General features: G+C 65.0%; 21 protein-coding genes and 1 riboswitch. Of the genes, 9 read left to right on the top strand and 12 right to left on the bottom strand.

All coding sequences use genetic code 11. From position 1 onward, the window contains the following. The first annotated feature begins 54 nt into the window (after positions 1-54). Entirely contained in the window at positions 55-522 is a 468-nt protein-coding gene (locus N2L00_RS07100) for an N-acetyltransferase (RefSeq protein WP_255765984.1), read from the top strand. Positions 523-693: 171 nt separating this feature from the next. Here N2L00_RS07100 and N2L00_RS07095 read toward each other — a convergent pair whose 3' ends face one another. Further along, the gene (locus N2L00_RS07095; RefSeq protein ID WP_255765983.1) at positions 694-906 is read right to left on the bottom strand and encodes a tautomerase family protein; all 213 of its coding nucleotides are present in this window, start codon (positions 904-906) and stop codon (positions 694-696) included. Between the two features lie 134 nt (positions 907-1,040). Between N2L00_RS07095 and N2L00_RS07090 the strand changes: the two genes are divergently transcribed. Further along, positions 1,041-1,961, top strand: coding sequence for a ketopantoate reductase family protein (locus tag N2L00_RS07090; RefSeq protein WP_255863149.1), 921 nt, complete (start codon positions 1,041-1,043; stop codon positions 1,959-1,961). A 42-nt stretch (positions 1,962-2,003) separates the two neighbouring features. Here the strand turns inward: N2L00_RS07090 and N2L00_RS07085 are convergent, their stop codons facing one another. Both N2L00_RS07085 and N2L00_RS07080 read right to left on the bottom strand, forming a co-directional pair. Further along, positions 2,004-2,843: a hypothetical protein gene (locus N2L00_RS07085; RefSeq protein WP_255863150.1), complete on the bottom strand. Its 840-nt coding sequence runs from the start codon at positions 2,841-2,843 to the stop codon at positions 2,004-2,006. Next, complete coding sequence (locus tag N2L00_RS07080; RefSeq protein ID WP_255863151.1) at positions 2,840-3,385, bottom strand: RNA polymerase sigma factor; 546 nt, start codon at positions 3,383-3,385, stop codon at positions 2,840-2,842. Before N2L00_RS07080 ends, N2L00_RS07085 begins: the two co-directional genes overlap by 4 nt. 201 nt (positions 3,386-3,586) lie before the next feature. On the opposite strand from N2L00_RS07080, the gene N2L00_RS07075 reads away from it, so the two are divergent. The 5 genes from N2L00_RS07075 (at position 3,587) to N2L00_RS07055 (ending at position 8,120) form a co-directional block, all read left to right on the top strand. Beyond that, positions 3,587-4,054 (top strand): hypothetical protein, encoded by a 468-nt coding sequence (locus tag N2L00_RS07075; protein ID WP_255863152.1) that lies wholly within the window; start codon positions 3,587-3,589, stop codon positions 4,052-4,054. Position 4,055: 1 nt separating this feature from the next. Next, the gene (locus N2L00_RS07070; RefSeq protein ID WP_255863153.1) at positions 4,056-4,256 is read left to right on the top strand and encodes a helix-turn-helix transcriptional regulator; all 201 of its coding nucleotides are present in this window, start codon (positions 4,056-4,058) and stop codon (positions 4,254-4,256) included. 334 nt (positions 4,257-4,590) lie between these two features. Continuing rightward, a complete protein-coding gene (locus N2L00_RS07065) occupies positions 4,591-5,502 on the top strand; it encodes an ABC transporter ATP-binding protein (protein WP_255863154.1) in 912 nt (303 codons plus the stop codon). Next, the gene (locus N2L00_RS07060; protein ID WP_255863155.1) at positions 5,499-7,088 is read left to right on the top strand and encodes an ABC transporter permease; all 1,590 of its coding nucleotides are present in this window, start codon (positions 5,499-5,501) and stop codon (positions 7,086-7,088) included. Before N2L00_RS07065 ends, N2L00_RS07060 begins: the two co-directional genes overlap by 4 nt. A 69-nt stretch (positions 7,089-7,157) precedes the next feature. Further along, positions 7,158-8,120, top strand: coding sequence for an aldo/keto reductase (locus N2L00_RS07055; RefSeq protein WP_255863156.1), 963 nt, complete (start codon positions 7,158-7,160; stop codon positions 8,118-8,120). 77 nt (positions 8,121-8,197) lie between these two features. Here the strand turns inward: N2L00_RS07055 and N2L00_RS07050 are convergent, their stop codons facing one another. The 5 genes from N2L00_RS07050 to arsB are packed head-to-tail and all read right to left on the bottom strand — an operon-like array spanning position 8,198 to position 12,037. Then, the gene (locus N2L00_RS07050; protein ID WP_255863157.1) at positions 8,198-8,515 is read right to left on the bottom strand and encodes a multidrug efflux SMR transporter; all 318 of its coding nucleotides are present in this window, start codon (positions 8,513-8,515) and stop codon (positions 8,198-8,200) included. Then, entirely contained in the window at positions 8,515-8,871 is a 357-nt protein-coding gene (locus N2L00_RS07045; RefSeq protein ID WP_255863158.1) for a multidrug efflux SMR transporter, read from the bottom strand. The genes N2L00_RS07050 and N2L00_RS07045 overlap by 1 nt, the downstream gene beginning before the upstream one ends. A 56-nt stretch (positions 8,872-8,927) precedes the next feature. After that, positions 8,928-10,433, bottom strand: a complete 1,506-nt coding sequence (locus tag N2L00_RS07040) for an FAD-dependent oxidoreductase (protein ID WP_255863159.1) — start codon at positions 10,431-10,433, stop codon at positions 8,928-8,930. A gap of 33 nt (positions 10,434-10,466) precedes the next feature. Continuing rightward, positions 10,467-10,883 carry an arsenate reductase ArsC gene (locus N2L00_RS07035; RefSeq protein ID WP_255863160.1) on the bottom strand — a complete coding sequence of 139 codons (417 nt, stop codon included), beginning with the start codon at positions 10,881-10,883 and terminating at the stop codon, positions 10,467-10,469. Beyond that, positions 10,880-12,037 (bottom strand): ACR3 family arsenite efflux transporter, encoded by a 1,158-nt coding sequence (arsB, locus tag N2L00_RS07030; RefSeq protein WP_257795062.1) that lies wholly within the window; start codon positions 12,035-12,037, stop codon positions 10,880-10,882. The genes N2L00_RS07035 and arsB overlap by 4 nt, the downstream gene beginning before the upstream one ends. 40 nt (positions 12,038-12,077) lie before the next feature. Here arsB and N2L00_RS07025 point away from each other — a divergent pair, with 40 nt between their 5' ends. Both N2L00_RS07025 and N2L00_RS07020 read left to right on the top strand, forming a co-directional pair. Beyond that, positions 12,078-12,482: a metalloregulator ArsR/SmtB family transcription factor gene (locus tag N2L00_RS07025; protein WP_257794957.1), complete on the top strand. Its 405-nt coding sequence runs from the start codon at positions 12,078-12,080 to the stop codon at positions 12,480-12,482. Positions 12,483-12,556: 74 nt separating this feature from the next. Beyond that, on the top strand, positions 12,557-12,979 hold the full coding sequence (locus N2L00_RS07020; RefSeq protein WP_255863163.1) for a RidA family protein: 423 nt from the start codon (positions 12,557-12,559) through the stop codon (positions 12,977-12,979). Here the strand turns inward: N2L00_RS07020 and N2L00_RS07015 are convergent. From N2L00_RS07015 to pnuC, 4 genes are all read right to left on the bottom strand, one after another. After that, the gene (locus tag N2L00_RS07015) at positions 12,976-14,229 is read right to left on the bottom strand and encodes an MFS transporter (RefSeq protein WP_255863164.1); all 1,254 of its coding nucleotides are present in this window, start codon (positions 14,227-14,229) and stop codon (positions 12,976-12,978) included. The two genes, N2L00_RS07020 and N2L00_RS07015, sit on opposite strands and share 4 nt — an antisense overlap. Positions 14,230-14,305: 76 nt before the next feature. Continuing rightward, positions 14,306-15,391, bottom strand: a complete 1,086-nt coding sequence (locus tag N2L00_RS07010; RefSeq protein WP_255863165.1) for a DNA alkylation repair protein — start codon at positions 15,389-15,391, stop codon at positions 14,306-14,308. 121 nt (positions 15,392-15,512) lie between these two features. Beyond that, positions 15,513-15,926 (bottom strand): DUF1801 domain-containing protein, encoded by a 414-nt coding sequence (locus tag N2L00_RS07005; protein WP_255863166.1) that lies wholly within the window; start codon positions 15,924-15,926, stop codon positions 15,513-15,515. 26 nt (positions 15,927-15,952) lie between these two features. Then, positions 15,953-16,636 (bottom strand): nicotinamide riboside transporter PnuC, encoded by a 684-nt coding sequence (gene pnuC / locus N2L00_RS07000; protein WP_229952129.1) that lies wholly within the window; start codon positions 16,634-16,636, stop codon positions 15,953-15,955. A gap of 132 nt (positions 16,637-16,768) precedes the next feature. Beyond that, positions 16,769-16,915, bottom strand: a riboswitch (FMN riboswitch). Between the last annotated feature and the right edge of the window lie 3 nt (positions 16,916-16,918).

Below are 16,918 nucleotides of genomic sequence, written 5' to 3'. Positions count from 1 at the left end.
AGGATCTCGGTAACGGCTTTTGCCGCTCCTGCATCTTACTGTCAAGCTGATCAAATGACTGTTCAGCTCGTCCCTCTCCGCGCCCAACAATTCCCTGCCTGGATGGAACGAAGCCGCACTGAATACGCATCTGATCTCATTACGACAGGCGAATCCCCGCAAGAGGCACATCGGCGCGCTTATGAGAGCCTAGATGCCGCGTTTCCTGAGAACATTCCAACCACAGATAATGCCGTGTTCGATGTTCTTGACGGTACCGGCACAACCATTGGCTACCTTTGGGTTGGAACTGACAGTTCTGAAGATCATCGCTCTTGGTGGGTGTGGGACATAGTCGTTGATGAGGAGCATCGCGGCAAAGGGCTAGGCAGGAAGGCAATGAAGCTGGCCGAAGACTACGCGCGTTCCCAAGGCGCCCACACCCTTGGACTCAGCGTCTTCGGATTCAACCACGGCGCCCGAGGACTCTACGAATCGATGGGTTACGAAATAGTGACCACGAAAATGAAGAAGCACCTCTAAACCTTGAATCTGTGCCCCATCGAAGGATTCTTTAGCGGCCGCCCAAGGTGGGGTGGATAGTTCAGAGTCCGAGCGCTCCAGTCGGCCGAAGGAAATGGAATCGCCGTACCCGGTCGACTGGCCCTAACGGGCTGGGACGCATCCGCTGCCGGTGGGGAACGGCGACTGTCGTCAGCCGGCCCGGACGGATTCATCCTGGCCGGAGTCCGCCAGGGTCACTCCGGCGACCGACCAATTCTCACGGGGCAGCTCGTGAAGAACAACCCGAATAGTGTCCGGCCGAATCTCCATAACCCGGGCATAAGTTTCCGTAAGCGCTGCCAGCAGCTGGCGCTTCTTCTCGGTGGTGGACGGCGAGGCGTTAAGTACCTGAATAAGTGGCATTCGCAGAGTCTGCCATATTGCCGATGTCATTCCCGGAGGAAAGCTCGGTAGGGCGGTGATGCTCCGGTGGGGAGCGACTGCCTTCCCGTCATGGTTATCCTTAGCCGCATGCGCAACCTACCAACCACACAATCATGAAGATCGGAATCGTCGGCGCCGGCGGAGTCGGCGCCTACTTCGCCGCCGCCCTGTCCCGGGCAGGCCACGACGTCCACCTCCTGGTTACGCCCCGCCATGTCGATCCCCTTTCCGACCATGGGATTCACCTCACCTCGGGCGACGGACGGGATGAATTCATCGCGCTGGCCGGTGTTTCAACGGACGCTGCAGCCATCGGGGTGTGCGACGCCGTCGTCCTAGGCTGCAAAGCCGGCCAGGTCCGCGACGTCATGCAAACCGCGCTGCCGCTCCTCGGCCCCGATACCCCGGTGCTGCCGCTGCAGAACGGGGTCACCGCATCCGAACAGATCACAGCAGCCGTTGGCGGCGGGCATGCTCTGGGCGGTCTGTGCATGATCATCTCCTATCTAGTCGAGCCCGGGCACGTCCATCATGTTGGCGGGAATCCCGCTGTCACCCTCGGAGAGCTCGACGGCACACCAACAGCCCGCGTACAGGCCCTCGCCGCCGCTTTGATTTCAGCCGGCATCAGCACCCGTATCTCTGACGACATCACCACCGAGCTGTGGCGGAAGTTCATGCTCATTGCTTCCTACGGCGGCGTCGGAGCGCTGTGCCGTAAAAACGTGGGTGAAACGCGGACCCACCCGGGCACGCGGGCATTAGTTGAAGACGCCATGCGTGAAGTCGCCACGATCGCCGCAGCGGTTGGAGTGAACCTCACCGAGGATGACGTGAAAACGACAATGGCCCAGTACGACGCATTCACGCCCGACAGCACCGCTTCCATGCAGCGCGACCTCATCGCGGGTCGCCCTTCCGAACTCGAAGAACAAAACGGCGCCCTCGCCCGTATCGCCGCGAAGCACAATACCCCTGCACCTATCCACACAACCATCTATCGGGCACTGAGCATCCTGGACCGTCCCAGCTAGCCGATGCGTACGAAGGGCCCGGTACCCGTACGACGGTACCCCTCAGGGGCTGGTCGGTTCGGCGTCGTCCAGGACCGTCCCGTCACGAAGGGTGATGGTGTAGGCGAGGTCAGGTGCGGGGCCGCCGTTGCCCTCAAGCTCGGAACCGAACGCGGTTCCCGGCCACCAGGCAACGTACCGGCCGTCTTCGAGGGAGGCCTGGACCTGCTGCCCATCGGCCGTGTGAATGGTTACGGCGACAACGTTGTCCCCGATATGGCCCTGGGTGAGGGAAACCGTAGGCCGCGGCCGGCTGATCAGCGTCCTGCGGTCGTTGTATTCGGTGATGGGACCCTGCGTGAACTGATCCCCGACGGGCACTGCACCTTTTCCGCCGTTGCCCGAGGTTGCGACGTCGTCCGCCCGGCCGCTGCCTACCGGCACATGCGCCAGACAGTCCGCGGAGGTATCGTTCGCTCCGGCGTAAAGGAGCACCACCCACTCCCCCCTGCGCTCGGCGATGTCGAGTGACGGAGAGTCGATGTTCAGGCCCTGCTCGCGGCATGCCTTTTCCGTGGTGGCCAGGTCTGCGTCGGTCAGGGTCTCAGGGACGGGTGTCCAGGAAGCGTAAGCATTTTCCGCGCTAAGCAGGTTCGGGGCCAGTGCGACGGCGGCCGCCAGGACCGCCGCGACGGCCGGTACCGCTATCCAGCGGGTGCGCCGGTGCTGCCGACGCGGGGCCAGCTCGATCCGTTCGGCTGTTGTGCCCGCCCCGGCTGTGGGATCGGTGGCAAGGATCTGCTGCAGTCCCGTCTCGTACCGCCGTCGGGATTCGCCGTCCGGTGCGGAACGCGGTGCCGGGTCCAGCGTGCGCAGGGCCCTGAGATAGGTATCGGGTTTCATATCAATTCCTCCAAGGTCGAGTAGTCCGGCGCCCGGTGCCGAAGGGCACGGTGCAGGGACTGGCGTGCGCGGTGGAGACGGATACGGTAGGCGGCCGCAGAGATTCCCAGTACGCGGCCGGCCTGCGGAGAGGTCAGGTTTTCCCACACTGCGAGCGACAGCACTTCCCGGTCCTCGGGCCGGACCCTGCTCCAAGCGGCCGCCAGGTCCACTTGAAGGGCAACCAAGTCGTCCTCCGGATCAATGAATTCCGGGATATGGGAGGCTATCCGAACCTCAAGGGCACCTTGGCGCGCACGGGAACGCTGATCGTTGAGCAGACAGTTGCGGGCCGTGCCGTACAGCCATGCCCGCGCGTCCCCTGGCTCCCGAGGCAGCTCATCCAGCCGGCGCCATGCTGCCATGAAGGCTTCATGGGTTACGTCTTCGGCCCGGTGCGATTCCGTCCGGCGCTGCACAAAGCGCAGGACGTCACCGTATGTTGTCGCGTAGAGCGCGGCGAAGCGGGCCTCGCGTTCCTTAGAGCTTCGTGTTGTCCCCATACCTCTACATGTCCGGCTCGGTGCCAAGTGTTACTAACCAGAGAAGATCACTGGATCGTACAGTGCCGGTGACGGATGGCAGTCTCTGCCACACGCCAGGTTAAGTCCGAGATCCGGGGCCGCCTCAACACTCTTGACAGCGGCAAACCTGTAAAGCTAACTAGACGTGTAAAGCGAGCTGTACATCCGAGGAGGCCGGCAATGTCCGTTGAGCAAACCCGCACAAAGTGGGGATATGCCAAGTTTGGAACCGGCCGCGTACCGGCCGCAGCCATCGCTGTTCCCTGTGGATTAGCACTGGGAGCAGCAGGAGGTTGGTTGTCCGTCCTGGCCGGAATCAGCGGATCGAATCCTGCGCTCAGCTTCTGTGTCTTTGCCGCCTGCATCGCGATGCCGGCTGTGGCCCTGGTCTATGTCCTGGTCGTGGACCGGAACACGCTGATAGGAGCAACCGAACGTCCTGACGACTCCGTCGAATCCGGGTGGATCGACAAGGCTGCTGCGGCTTCCTTCATGGATTTGATCCTGGTGCTTGGGGTCGCGGCTACCGTTCTGGCCTTCATTCCCAAGGACTTTTCCGTAGATCTGAAGCTCATCCTTCCCGCTGTGATCGCTCTGGGCTTCGCCTCCTTCGGCATCCGGTACCTGGTGCTCCGGCGGAAAGGCTGACGTGAAGAACCTGGTGCATGAGTCGCGCCAGCGCCTGGCCTGGTCCCAACAGCGGCTCGCTGACGCGTTGGGCGTATCCCGCCAGACCGTCATCTCCATCGAACGCGGACGTTTTGACCCGTCGCTGCCGCTGGCCTTTCGGATCGCCGGCGTCTTCAACTGCACCATCGAGGACCTTTTCTTTCCCGACGAGCCGCAATGAGGGGCGGCGGTGCCAAAGAGGTAGAGCCGACCCTGCGTCGCTATCCGGCATTCGTCCGGTTTTGGCTCGCGTCGACGGTTTCCGACTTCGGAACTTATACGACCACTTTGGCTTTGTCCGTACTGGTACTGGTAACCATGAACGGGACGGCGCTGTCGTCGTCGATAATGAGCCTTGAGCCCGGCCAGCGTTTGTGAAGTTCCCATGTGGTGATGACGAGGCATGTCCAGTCCAGAATTGCCGCCAACAGGCAGGCAGGCAGAGGAAAACATTGGTCACCATGGTGGATGTACCAGCACACTAACTGTAGGGACGGCTAGGGAACGGGGAGGCTATGAGCGCGGAGTTGGCCATCAGTGTTCAGGGGCTCGAGAAATCTTTCGGGAAATTCCAGGCTCTGAACGGGCTGAACCTCCAAGTTCAGCGTGGGCAGGTGCACGGTTTCCTGGGGCCAAACGGCGCCGGGAAGTCAACAACTATCCGTGTGCTCCTAGGACTGTTGAAGGCCGACGCCGGAGCCCTGCAGGTCCTGGGAAAGGATCCGTGGCGAGAGGCCGTGCCGCTGCATCGCCGGCTTGCCTATGTGCCGGGCGATGTCGCGTTGTGGCCGGGCATGACCGGCGGCGAGGCCATCGACCTGCTGGGATCGCTCCGCGGCGGCCTGGACGAGGGGCGGCGGGCGGAACTGATCCAGCGGTTTGAGCTGGATCCCGCGAAGCGGGGCCGCCAGTACTCCAAGGGTAACCGGCAAAAGGTGGCCATCGTCGCCGCCCTGGCCTCCGACGTCGAGCTCCTAATCCTTGACGAGCCAACCAGCGGTCTGGACCCGCTGATGGAGAACGTCTTCCAGGAAGTGATCGGCGAGGCAAAGCAACGCGGCACCACGGTGCTGCTCAGCAGCCATATTCTCGCCGAAGTCGAAACCCTCGCGGACCGGGTGAGCATTATCCGGGACGGACGGATCGTGGAGGAAGGGACACTGGCCCAGCTTCGCGGGCATACCACCGCCGCCGTCCACGCCACTCTGGAACGTGACCCACAGCCCGGCCAGCTGGCCGCATTCGAGGACGTGCACCTGGACGGCGGCAAACTCACGGCTGTGGTGGAGTCCGCACGGGTGGGTGAGGCAATGGCAGCACTCACCCCGTTCGGCATCACATCGCTGACCGTCGAACCGCCCTCGCTGGAGAGCCTCTTCCTGCGGCTGTACGAGGACGACGCCCCCTCCACACGGGCGCGCCCATGAGCAACGCCCTGACGGGTACCGGACCGCTGCTGCGTGCTACTGTCCGGTTCGACGGACGTAGCTTTGTGCCGTGGATCCTGATCGCGACGGCACTCTCTGCGTCCTCCGTACTCGTCTACCCATGGGTCTTTCCCACCCAGCAGGACCGCCTCGGACTAGCGCTTGCCATTGGCTCCAACCCGGCACTGGGCCTGATCTTCGGACCGGCCTACGATCTGAGCACCGACGACGGTTTCAATGCCTGGCGCAGCCTCGCCCTGGGCGGTTTCCTCGCCGCACTCGGATCGATTTTCACCGTCACCCGGTCCAGCCGGGGCCAGGAGGACTCCGGACAGGCCGAGCTTCTGGCATCCGGTGTGCTGGGCCGGGGCAGCCGCCTGCTGGCGGGAGTCAGCCTGGCCCTGATCGGCTCGGCGGCTCTCGGAGCCGTCGCCGGGGTTGTCACTGCCTGGTGCGGCGGCGGCTGGAATGCCTCCCTGCTGCTGGGAGCAACGTTCGCTGCCACCGGTTGGATGTTTGCTGCGGTCGCCGCTGTGACCGCGCAGCTAGGATCCGATGCGCGGACGGCCAACTCGCTGGCCGTGGGCACCTTCGGCGCGTTGTTCCTGCTGCGCGGATTCCTGTATTCGGTGGAGGCACCGGACTGGATGTCCTGGACCAATCCGTTAAGTTGGATGACCGGAACCCGGCCGGCCAGCGGCAACCACTGGTGGCCGCTGCTTCCCGCAGTGGCCCTCGCCCTGGTCCTGCTCGGTGTAGCCTTCCTGCTGCAGTCGCGGCGCGACTTCGGGCAGGGGGCCATCGTTCCCGATCCCGGCCCGGCCCGGGGCAGAGTTGGAACTCCATGGAGCCTGGCGGTCCGGCTGAACCGCGCCCCGATCCTGACATGGACCATTGCATTCATGATTATCGGGGTGGTCTTCGGATTTTTTGCCCGCTCCTTTAAGGACATCCTGAGCGGTGACAGTGCTGCCGCCTCGGTTCTCGCCTCCGGTGCCGCCACGCCGGAGGCTCTCGCGCCGGCCTTCCTGGTGACGATTCTGAGCCTTGCCGGAATCATTGCGGCCATTCCCGGCGTGCAGATCCTGCAGAAGGTGCGGACCGAGGAGCTCGCGGGCCGGCTGGAGCCCGTTCTGGCCGCCGCCGTTCCGCGCTCCCGTTACTTCACGGCAAACGTCATGCTCGCATTGGCCACACCAACCATCTACCTGCTTCTCGCTGGAGCCATCATCACGGTGCTGGCCTCCGGAGACCTGGGCATCGACGCCGGCAAGGTTCTCCTGCAGGCCGTGGTGACCGTTCCGGCCATGTGGACGGCCACCGCCGTTTCGGTGGCGGTCATCGGTGCACGGCCGCAGGTGGTAATCGCGTCCTGGGCCGGTGTTTTTATTTCCTTCGTGCTCACGTTGCTGGGCCCGACGTTCAGGCTCTGGGACTGGGTACTGGCGATCAGTCCGTTCTGGCACGTTCCCAACGTTTCCGTCGACGACGAAGGATGGGCCGGTTTGACGGGAATTTCCGCCGTCACCGCTGTGTTCCTACTGATCGGTTTCACTGGTTTTCGCCGTCGGGACCTCGATGGGTAGCCATTCGTCGCCGGCTCAACGGCGCACCAGCCCTTCCGGCGCCGCTCGATCCACGAAAGAGGAGACATCATGCAGACACGCACTCTGGGCAGCCAAGGCCTGACCACTTCCGCCATTGGTTACGGCTCAATGGGCATCTCGCTTGCCTACGGTCCCGGTGATGAGCAGGAAGGCATTTCTGCGATCCAGAAAGCGCATGAGCTGGGCGTGACGTTCTTTGATACAGCCGAGCTGTACGGCTGGGGTGCGAACGAGGAGATCGTTGGCCGGGCCGTGAAGAGCTTCCGTGACGAGGTTGTCATCGCCACGAAGTTCGGCTTCACGCGCGACGGCGGTTTCGATAGCCGCCCGGAACACATCCGCGACGTCGTCGAGAACAGCTTGAGTCGTCTCGGCGTAGACCACATCGATGTGCTCTACCAGCACAGGGTGGACCCCAGCGTTCCCATCGAGGATGTCGCCGGGACCGTGAAGGAGTTTATCGATGCCGGCAAGGTGAAGTACTTCGGTCTCAGCGAAGCTGGCCCGGAGACCTTGCGCCGCGCCCATGCCGTGCAGCCCGTCTCGGTCCTTCAGACCGAGTACTCCCTCTTCGAGCGCGACGTGGAGGTGCTGTTCCCCGTCCTGAACGAGCTCGGCATCGGGTTCGTGCCCTACTCACCCCTCGGGCGCGGGTTCCTCACCGGCACCGCGAAGCCGGCAGCCGAGTATGACGAGACCGACATGCGCAGCTGGGACGCCCGATGGCAGCCCGGCAACTTCGAGAAGAACGTCGACGCCACCCGTAAGCTGACTGAACTCGCCGCATCCAAGGACGCCACCGTGGCGCAGCTCGCCCTTGCCTGGCTGCTCGCACAGGGTGAACACATCGTCCCGATCCCCGGCACCCGCAGTGCCAAGCGCGTCGAGGAGAACGTCGGCGCCGTTGACCTCAGTCTCACTGATGCCGACCTGGCCCGCATCAAAGAGATCCTTCCGACCGGCGGATTCGGTGCCCGCTATCCGGAAGGCATGAGCCCGACCTGGCAGTAATCAGCTAAGGGAACACCGAGGCGCGGGACCCGCAATGGGCCCCGCGCCTTCGTCTGGGACAACTGATCCTGCTGTCGTCAGTGCACAGCGCCCAGTTCGATGAGCAGCACACCGCCGGCAATAAGGACTATTCCCAGGCCCATCAGCCAGGTGAAGGGTTCCTTGAATAAGACCCTGCCGATAACCGCAGTCAGTGCAACGCCGGCGGCCGCCCAGATCCCGTAGGCGATGCCCAGCGGCAGGCCGTGGGCGAGGGTGAGGGTGAGCATGCCGAACGCCACCAGATAGCCGACGGCGACTCCTGCGTACCAGCGCTTGTCGTCGACGGCGAGACGGAGGGAAACTGTGCCGGCTACTTCGAAGAGGATCGCGCCGATCAGGAAGAGGTAGGCCATTACGCGGTTTCGGTTTTCTCATGTGCCGCTTGGGACCCGAGTTCGACGCAGAGCACCCCGGCGATGACAACGGTGATACCAATGCCCATCAGCAGGGTGAGCGGTTCGCCGAAGAAGACCAGGGAGCCGATGGCGGTCAGGGCGACGCCGCTCGCACCCCAGACGCCGTACGCGACACCCAAGGCCATGCCGGCGCGCAGGACGCCGGCGAGCAGGATGAATGAGCCTAGATAGCCGGCCGCGACCACGGCATAGAGACCGGCATGCTCCAGCGCACCTTTGAGCGAGAGCGACGCCGTCACTTCAGCCAGGATGGCGGCGGACAGGAGCAGCCACCCTTTTGCGGCGTTGTTCATCGGCCGGTTCCTTCCGGGACGTAGTAGCGGGTGGACTGCCGCATCGTATCCCGGAACTAGTTCCCCTGTTCTCCGGAGCGGCCGTGTTCCAGTCCGGTAGGAATACCGAGGAATGCAGGTTCCGGCGTCCCACAGCAGGACTCAGCAGCGGGCGTAGCAGCTGCCGGCTCCGGCACACCGCAGCAGGACTCAGCGGCAGGCGCAGCAGCTGCCGGCTCCGGCACACCGCAGCAGGACTCAGCGGCAGGCGCAGCGGTGGCGTCGGTATTGCAGCCGGCCACGGTATCGCAGCTGCCGCCCAGATCCGTGGAGCAGACCCCGGTTTCGGGCAGGACGAGTTCGACGTCGTCGGCCGCCTTCTGATCCCCGGCAAGGGCCGCGGCAATGGAACGGACCTGCTCATAGCCGGTGGCCATCAGGAACGTCGGTGCCCGGCCGTAGGACTTCATTCCGGTGATGTAGAAGTCCTTCTCGGGGTGGGACAGCAGCCGGGCGCCGTGCGGCGTCACGGTGCCGCAGCTGTGGAATTCCGGATCGATGAGCGGCCCGAGCGCCCGCGGAGCTTCCACGGCGGGATCCAGATCCAGCCGGATTTCACGGAGCATGTCCAGGTTCGGCCGGAAGCCGGTGGCCGGAACCAGCAGGTCGACGTCCAACTGCGTCTCCCCGCATGGAGTGGTCCCGATGACGGCGAGGCTGCCGGAGCTCTTGAAGCCGGTAATGGTGAACGAGGTGTGCAGTTCGATGCGGCCTTCCTCGACCAGGGTCCGCAGCCGACTGCCCAACGCGCCGCGGGCCGGCAGTCCGTCCAGGTCGCCGCCGCCGTACACGCTGGCCGCCGAGGACCGGCGGATGGCCCAGCTGATCCGGGTGTCCGGTTCCTGCTCGGCCAGCTCCCCCAGCGCCAGCAGCGTGTTGGCCGCCGAATGGCCTGCACCGACCACCAGGATGTGCTTGCCGGCGAACCGGTCGCGGTCCCGGCCGGTGACATCCGGCAGCGGCGCCGTGATGAAGCCCTCTGCATAGGCGGCGGCCTCCCCCGGTGCTGCGAGTCCGGCCGAGCCCAGCGGGTTCGGGGAGTTCCAGGTGCCGGAAGCGTCGATGACGGCGCGGACCCGGTTATCGGCGGTTGTGCCGTCGGCGTTCCGGACACGGACCAGGAACGGAGTGGCATCGCGTCCGCCGGTGCGGGTTTTGTCCAGGCCTTCCCGACTGACGGCAACTACCTCACTGTTGGTGTGCAGCACATCGCGGATGGCGGGCACGGCAGCCAGCGGCTGCAGGTACTGCTCGAGCAGTTCCGCGCCGGTCGGCAGGGTCTCGGCGTCCGGTTCCTGCCAGCCGGTGCCGGCGAGCAGGCGGCGGGCGGCGGCGTCGACGTCGTACTGCCACGGCGAGAACAGCCGAATGTGCCGCCAGGCGCGCACGGCCGAGGCGGGTGAGTCGCCGGCTTCAAAGATGACCGGAGTCAGTCCGCGTTCGAGCAGGTGCGCGGCGGCCGCCAGGCCCACGGGGCCGGACCCGATGACGGCGACGGGAAGCTGGGACAGTTCAGTGTTCATTAGTGCTTTTCCTCAATGAGTACGAAGGTTTTGCTAAGCCGGCAGGAGGTCGGCGATGAGTGCGGTGATCCGGGTCTTGATGTCGTCGCGGATGGGGCGGACCGCGGCCACACCCTGGCCGGCGGGGTCGTCGAGTTTCCAGTCCTCGTAGCGCTTGCCGGGGAAGATCGGGCAGGCGTCGCCGCAGCCCATGGTGATCACGACGTCGGACTCCTTCACTGCCTCGGTGGTCAGCACCTTGGGCAGCTCGGCAGACATGTCGATGCCCTCTTCGGCCATGGCTTCGACGGCTGCAGGGTTGACCGAGTCGGCGGGCGCGGATCCGGCGGACCGGACTTCGATCCGTCCCTCGCCGAGGTGTCGCAGGTACGCGGCGGCCATCTGCGACCGTCCGGCGTTGTGCACGCAGACGAACAGGACGGAGGGCTTGGCTGCGGTTTCGGTGCTCATCGGTTCGTCTTTTCTGTGGAGGCGTTTGGAGAGGTCGCAAGGGCTGGGGTGGCGGCGGGCCAGTATTTCTTCTGCGCCCAAAGGGCGACGTAGACCAGGGCGACCAGGACGGGGACTTCGATCAGGGGGCCGACGACGCCGGCCAGCGCCTGCCCGGAGGTCACGCCGTAGGTGCCGATCGCCACGGCGATGGCGAGTTCGAAGTTGTTTCCCGCGGCGGTGAAGGCCAGCGTGGTGGTGCGGGCGTAGCCCAAGTCCAGGAGCTTGCCCAGCAGCATGCCGGCACCGAAGACCACGAGGAAGTAGACCAGCAGCGGCAGGGCGATGCGGGCGACGTCGAGCGGGTTCGAGGTGATTTCATCCCCCTGCAGGGCGAACAGCAGCACGATGGTGAACAGCAGGCCGTAGAGCGCCCACGGGCCAAGCTTCGGCAGGAAGGTGCCCTCGTACCAGTCGCGGCCCTTCGCCTTTTCACCGAGGGTGCGGGTGAGGAAACCGGCCAGCAACGGGACGCCCAGGAAAACGAGGACGCTGGCGGTGATGGCCCAGAAGGAGAAGCCGGCGCTGGTGGTTTCCAGGCCGAGCCAGCCGGGCAGGACCTGCAGGTAGAACCAGCCCAAGGCGCCGAAGGCGAGGACCTGGAAGACGGAGTTGATGGCGACCAGCACGGCGGCGGCTTCGCGGTCACCGCAGGCCAGGTCGTTCCAGATCATCACCATGGCGATGCAGCGGGCCAGCCCCACGATGATCAGCCCGGTGCGGTATTCGGGCAGGTCCGGCAGGAAGATCCAGGCCAGGGCGAACATAAACGCCGGTGCGGCCACCCAGTTCAGTACCAGCGAGGTGATCATCAGTTTCCGGTCGGCAATCACCCGCGAGGTTTCGTCGTAGCGGACCTTGGCCAGCACCGGATACATCATCACCAGCAGGCCGACGGCGATGGGCAGCGACACATTGGACACCTTCACCGAGTCCAGCGCGGGACCGATGCCCGGGACCAACCGGCCCAGCAACAGCCCGACGGCCATTGCGGCGAGGATCCACACCGGCAGGAAGCGGTCAAGCGTCGAAAGCCGGCCGGTGACCTGACCGGTCTGGGGTGGTGCGGTGGACGTGCTCACAAAGCTCCTCGGCGGGACATCGGTACGGGACATCGACAGGGCGAACTGCATTGAAGAATATCGATATCCTTCGATGTCGAGTATCCCGGGATATATCGATACCTGTCAATCTGTGCATAATGGGCAGGTGACCTCTGCACTGACAGTTCCCGCTCCCGCCGTCGAGACCTGCTGCACGCCGCTGACTTCTGAAGCGCTGAGCATCGAAGACGCCCAGCGCTTCGCCCAGCTGCTCAAGGCCGTGGCCGAGCCGACCCGACTGCGCCTGGTCTCACTGATCGCCGCCCAGGAGAACAAAGAAGCCTGCGTGTGCGACCTCACCGAGCCGATCGGGCTGGGCCAGCCCACGGTGTCCCACCATTTGAAGATCCTGGTTGACGCCGGCATTCTGCACCGTGAGAAGCGCGGTGTCTGGGCCTACTACTCCATCGTGCCGGGCGCACTGGAACGCGCGGCTGCTGTTTTGTCGCCCCGGTGAGCCTGCAGCGCCTGGTGGTTTTGTAGATCGCTCGGTCTTCGGGTGTCGATATAACTCCCGCTTAGACTGCATCCATGTCAGCTTCCGCACAGTCCTCCTTGGTAACCCTCATCCGCTCCACCCAGCTGTCCGACGCCGCGGAGTATGCCTACGCCGCCACGGCACCCGCGGACGCCAGGCTCATCTTCCTCGCCGGGTCCTGCCCGCTGGAGGAAGACGGTTCGACGGCGGCCATCGGCGACTATGCCGGCCAGGCGGCCAAGTGCATGGCGAACCTGGAGCTTGCGCTGAAGGCCGCCGGGGCTGCACTCGAGGACGTCCTCAGCACACGGGTGCTGGTTGCCTCCAGCTCCCAGGCGGACCTGGTCACCGCCTGGGAAGTAGTCCGGGATGCCTTCGGCAGCCACGACGCCCCCAGCACTCTTCTGGGAGTCACGGTGTTGGGTTACGACCACCAACTCGTCGAAATTGAAGCCGTAGCCGCTGTCCGCAACTAGTACCTTTCCACTGCCTTGCTACGCCGGGCCCAGAACAGCACCGGGATCAGCAGCAAGGCCAGGATGCCGCCCGAGAGGGCGAGTGCGGCGTAGCTGGTGCCTGCCATCACAACGCCGGACAAGGTTCCCCCGCCGGCCCCGGCCAAGGCAACGAACACGTCGATTTTGCCTTGAACGCGTGGGCGGATCTCCGGTGACGTGTTGTCCACTACCAGCGCGGTCCCTGCGATCAGGCCGAAGTTCCAGCCCATGCCGAGCAGGGCGAGGGCCAGGATCAGCAGGCCCAGGGATTCCCCCGGCGCGAAGGCTGCAGTGACTCCGGCCAAGAGCAGGGTGACCCCGGAGGCGATAGCCATTGGAGTACGTCCGAGTTTGTCCACCAATATCCCCGTGACGAGCGACGGCAGATACATCGCGCCGATGTGCACCCCGATAACCATTCCGACCGCGGCAAGGTCATGGTGATGGGCCCGCATATGCACCGGCGTCATGGTCATGATCGCCACCATCGCGATCTGGGTCAGCACCATCACGGCGGCACCCACGTAGACTCCGGTCCCCGGACGTACCGCTGCTTCGCCGACGGTGCTCGGCATCGGATCCGCTGCCTGGTTCCGGAACCGGCGTGCCAGCAAGAACGGGTCCGGGCGCAAAAGCACCAGCAGTACGACGCCGGCGGCCAGGAACGCTGTTCCGGCAAGGAGGAAGGGGCCGGCCAGGGCGGGAATACCCAAGCCCTCGGCGAAGCGGCCCATGGGCGTCACCAGATTGGGTCCGGCAACCGCCCCGAACGTCGTCGAGACCATCGCAATGCTGATGGCCTGTCCCCTGCGGTCCGGCAGCGCCAGGTCCGTTCCGGCATATCGAGCCTGCAAATTGGTGGCCGTTCCCGCCCCATATAGGAACAAGGCCGTAAACAGCAGAACAGGGCTGTCCACCACAGCAGCCAGGACCACGCCCAGCGCACCGAGACCGCCGGCCAGGAACCCGGACCCGAGTCCGATCCGCCGTCCGGCCCGCTGGGTAACCCTTCCCACGAGGTAGGCCGCCAGCGCGGAACCCAGGGTAATCAGCCCCGCCGGCAGGCCGGCCAACCCCTCCGACCCAAGCATGTCCTGCGCCAGGAGTGCCCCCACCGTGACGCCCGCGGCCAAGCCCGCCCCACCGAGAATCTGGCTGAGGACAACCGCGGTGAGGGTACGCCGCTGCACTGCGGCACGGCGCGCCTCATCCAGCACGATGGTCTTCATCCCCCGGGTTCCTGGCCGGCATCAACGACAGCCTCGTCGGTTTCTCCCCGCCGCGCAGCGGGGAGGGTGCCGGCGCCTAGAGCACCAGATCAAACTCCAGCCGGCCGTGCCGGACCCCGTTCACCTGCACCTCCAGGGCATGAGTGCCGGCGTAATGCCGCCGGGTGGTCATCTGCCGGAAGCCGTGCCGGCCGCTCAGCTGCCGGGACTCCCCCGGTTCCAGGGACACGGTCGCCAGCTTGAAGACCTTCTCGGCCGTGGACCTGTTCGCCTTGACGTAGTGCACTGCGTAATCAACTGACAGGCGGGCCGGAGCGTCGCCGGTGTTGCTCAAGACAAAGTCGAAGGTTAGTTCGCCCGGCAGCTGCAGGACGGTTGTCTCCGTCTGCAGCCCGGTAATGCTCACCTCCGCTGGGGTGAAACCCATCAGCTCAAGCGCGCCGGGGTTTCCCTTTTTCACCAGGGTGCGCAGGCTGCGCCGCACCACCCAGATGGCACCGGGCGTGCCGGTCTGCTGCCAGCGTGCGGCCGCCTCAAGCACGAGCTCGGGCGCGTGCCGCGCGAGGTCGTTGGTGTGGTTGGCGACGGACCGGCGCACGTATTCCGACTCGTCATTGTGCATCGCATCCAGCAGCGGCAGCGTGGCTCCCGATGTAGCGAGCAGCGACGGTACCCGGACGGCCCACGGCAGGTAGGGCCGGGTTCCCTCGCTGGCCAGCCGGCGTACGTGTTCATTGGGGTGGTCCGTCCAGGTCCGGATGATCGCCAGAGCCCGCTCGTGATCGGCCTTCAGCAGCCGCCGGATGGCGAACTCGCTGGTCAGCCCCGGGGTAAGTTCCGCAAGCAGGACCAGCGCGTCGTCGAAGGCCGGGGTGCCGCCGTCGGCCAGTGCCAAAGTTACGGCAGCCTCGGTGACGGGCCACAGCACCCAACCGGTGAAGGTCGGATCGTCCAGCACGGCGCGGAACGCAGCCGCGGCGGCCGGATAGGTGCCCAGTGCGCTAACGAGGGCGTGCGCGACGGCGTCCGTCCGGCCGCGCAGCGACAACGGTTCCAGCCGGGTACGGGTGGCCAGCACCCCGCCCCAATCGACACCGGGTGCCGCGCCGGCCAGCGCATCGTGCAGGGTCTTGACCTCGTTCGGCCCCAGCAAGTCATCCATCGCACCCATGGTGGTCCCCCGTTTTCCATTGCCTCTGATATCCGACGGGCAGCCAAACTGGATCCGATTGTCCCTTTGCTCGAGCCGGGTAAGCCTATCCCTAACCTACTGGTTATCGGATTCAGCCGCCGCTGCCGAAATCATCTGCGCTGACGCGACGGTAGGACTCGGCGATGATTCCTCCGAGGATCTCGAGGTCCACCTTCGCCAAGTCCTTGATGTACAGGCAGCCCGCACCCGTCGTGTGGTCGCCGAGCCGGGACAGTTGCTCCGTGTACGCGTCCACGCCGTCAGGAAGGTAAACCGTGGTGGCGCCCTTGCGCGGAGAAAATGCCGCCGCGCCGGCGTCCCCCTCCCGGCCGCTGGCATATTTGTAGTGGTAGCTGCCGAAGCCGACGATCGACGGCCCCCACATAGCCGGCTGCTCCCCGGTGATCCGCGTCATCAGCGCGACCAGGGTTTGGGCGTCGCGGCGGCGAACGGGAGATGCCACACCGTCGATGAAGCTGCTGACGCTGGTGCTGGCTGGTTCCATGGTGCGCCTCCTCGTTTAGGTCACGGCTACCGGGTCCGCGGGTCCGGCATCATCACTTCCACCTGCGGCTTCTCGTCCCGCTTGGCCTTCCACCAGACAAAGAAACCGGCAAGGGTGAAGCCGCCGTAGAAGAGGTACATAAACGCTGTGGCGTAGTAACCGGCGCTGAAGAGCAGCGGCACGCCCACTATGTCCACGGCCACCCAGATGAGCCAGAACTCGACCCAACCCTTGGCCATGCCGTAAGTGGCCAGCAGCGAGCCGACGAAGGTCCAGGCGTCGGCCCACACCGGTTCGTAGGAACCGAGCCGGGCGAAGACCGGGGTCAGGGCAACGGTGCCCAGCAGCATGATCGTCACCAGCCCGATGCGTTCCCGGCCCGAAGCCCACTGCGGGGTCACCGCGCTCTCGCCGTGGGACTTGCTCTGCTGCCAGCGACGCCAGCCGTAGATGGACACGGCGATAAACATGATCTGCCGGCCGGCCTGGCCCAGCAGCGTGGCCGTATCGGCGCCGCCGAACATGGAGCCAAGGAAGACGGTCAGCAGGAGCAGGTTGCCCAGGATGCCGACGGGCCAGGCCCAGACTTTACGGCGCATACCGCCGAAGGCGCTGAGCAGCCCGAAGATGTTGCCCACAAGTTCGCGCACCAGCAGTGAGCTTGAGCCCACCGGAATCTGTGCCTCGAAGAGCCACCGTAGAAAATCCATGTCGTCCTATCCCTAAGCGGGTGCTCCGGGGGTACGACAGTACGATGCGTCGCCGGGGTACAACCGGTTCGAGGGGTCACCCCTGCAAAAGGGGACCTCGAAGGGTCGGCAAAGCCGGCGGAACAACAAACTGCACGTGCTTCTCCCATCCAGACTTTAACTGTCGGTATCGGAATTTCACCGATTCAACCGAACCGCTGCCCCGATTTCTCGGATCAGCAGTGCGGGTCGCGGACTATAACCGCCGGTTCGGAATTACACCGACCCCGGAGCACGTTTGTT

The sequence above is a fragment of the Arthrobacter sp. zg-Y1171 genome (assembly GCF_025244845.1).
Taxonomy (GTDB): Bacteria; Actinomycetota; Actinomycetes; order Actinomycetales; family Micrococcaceae; genus Arthrobacter_B.
Note: the sequence above shows the minus strand (reverse complement) of the source record. Positions and strands in the feature narration are given on the sequence as shown.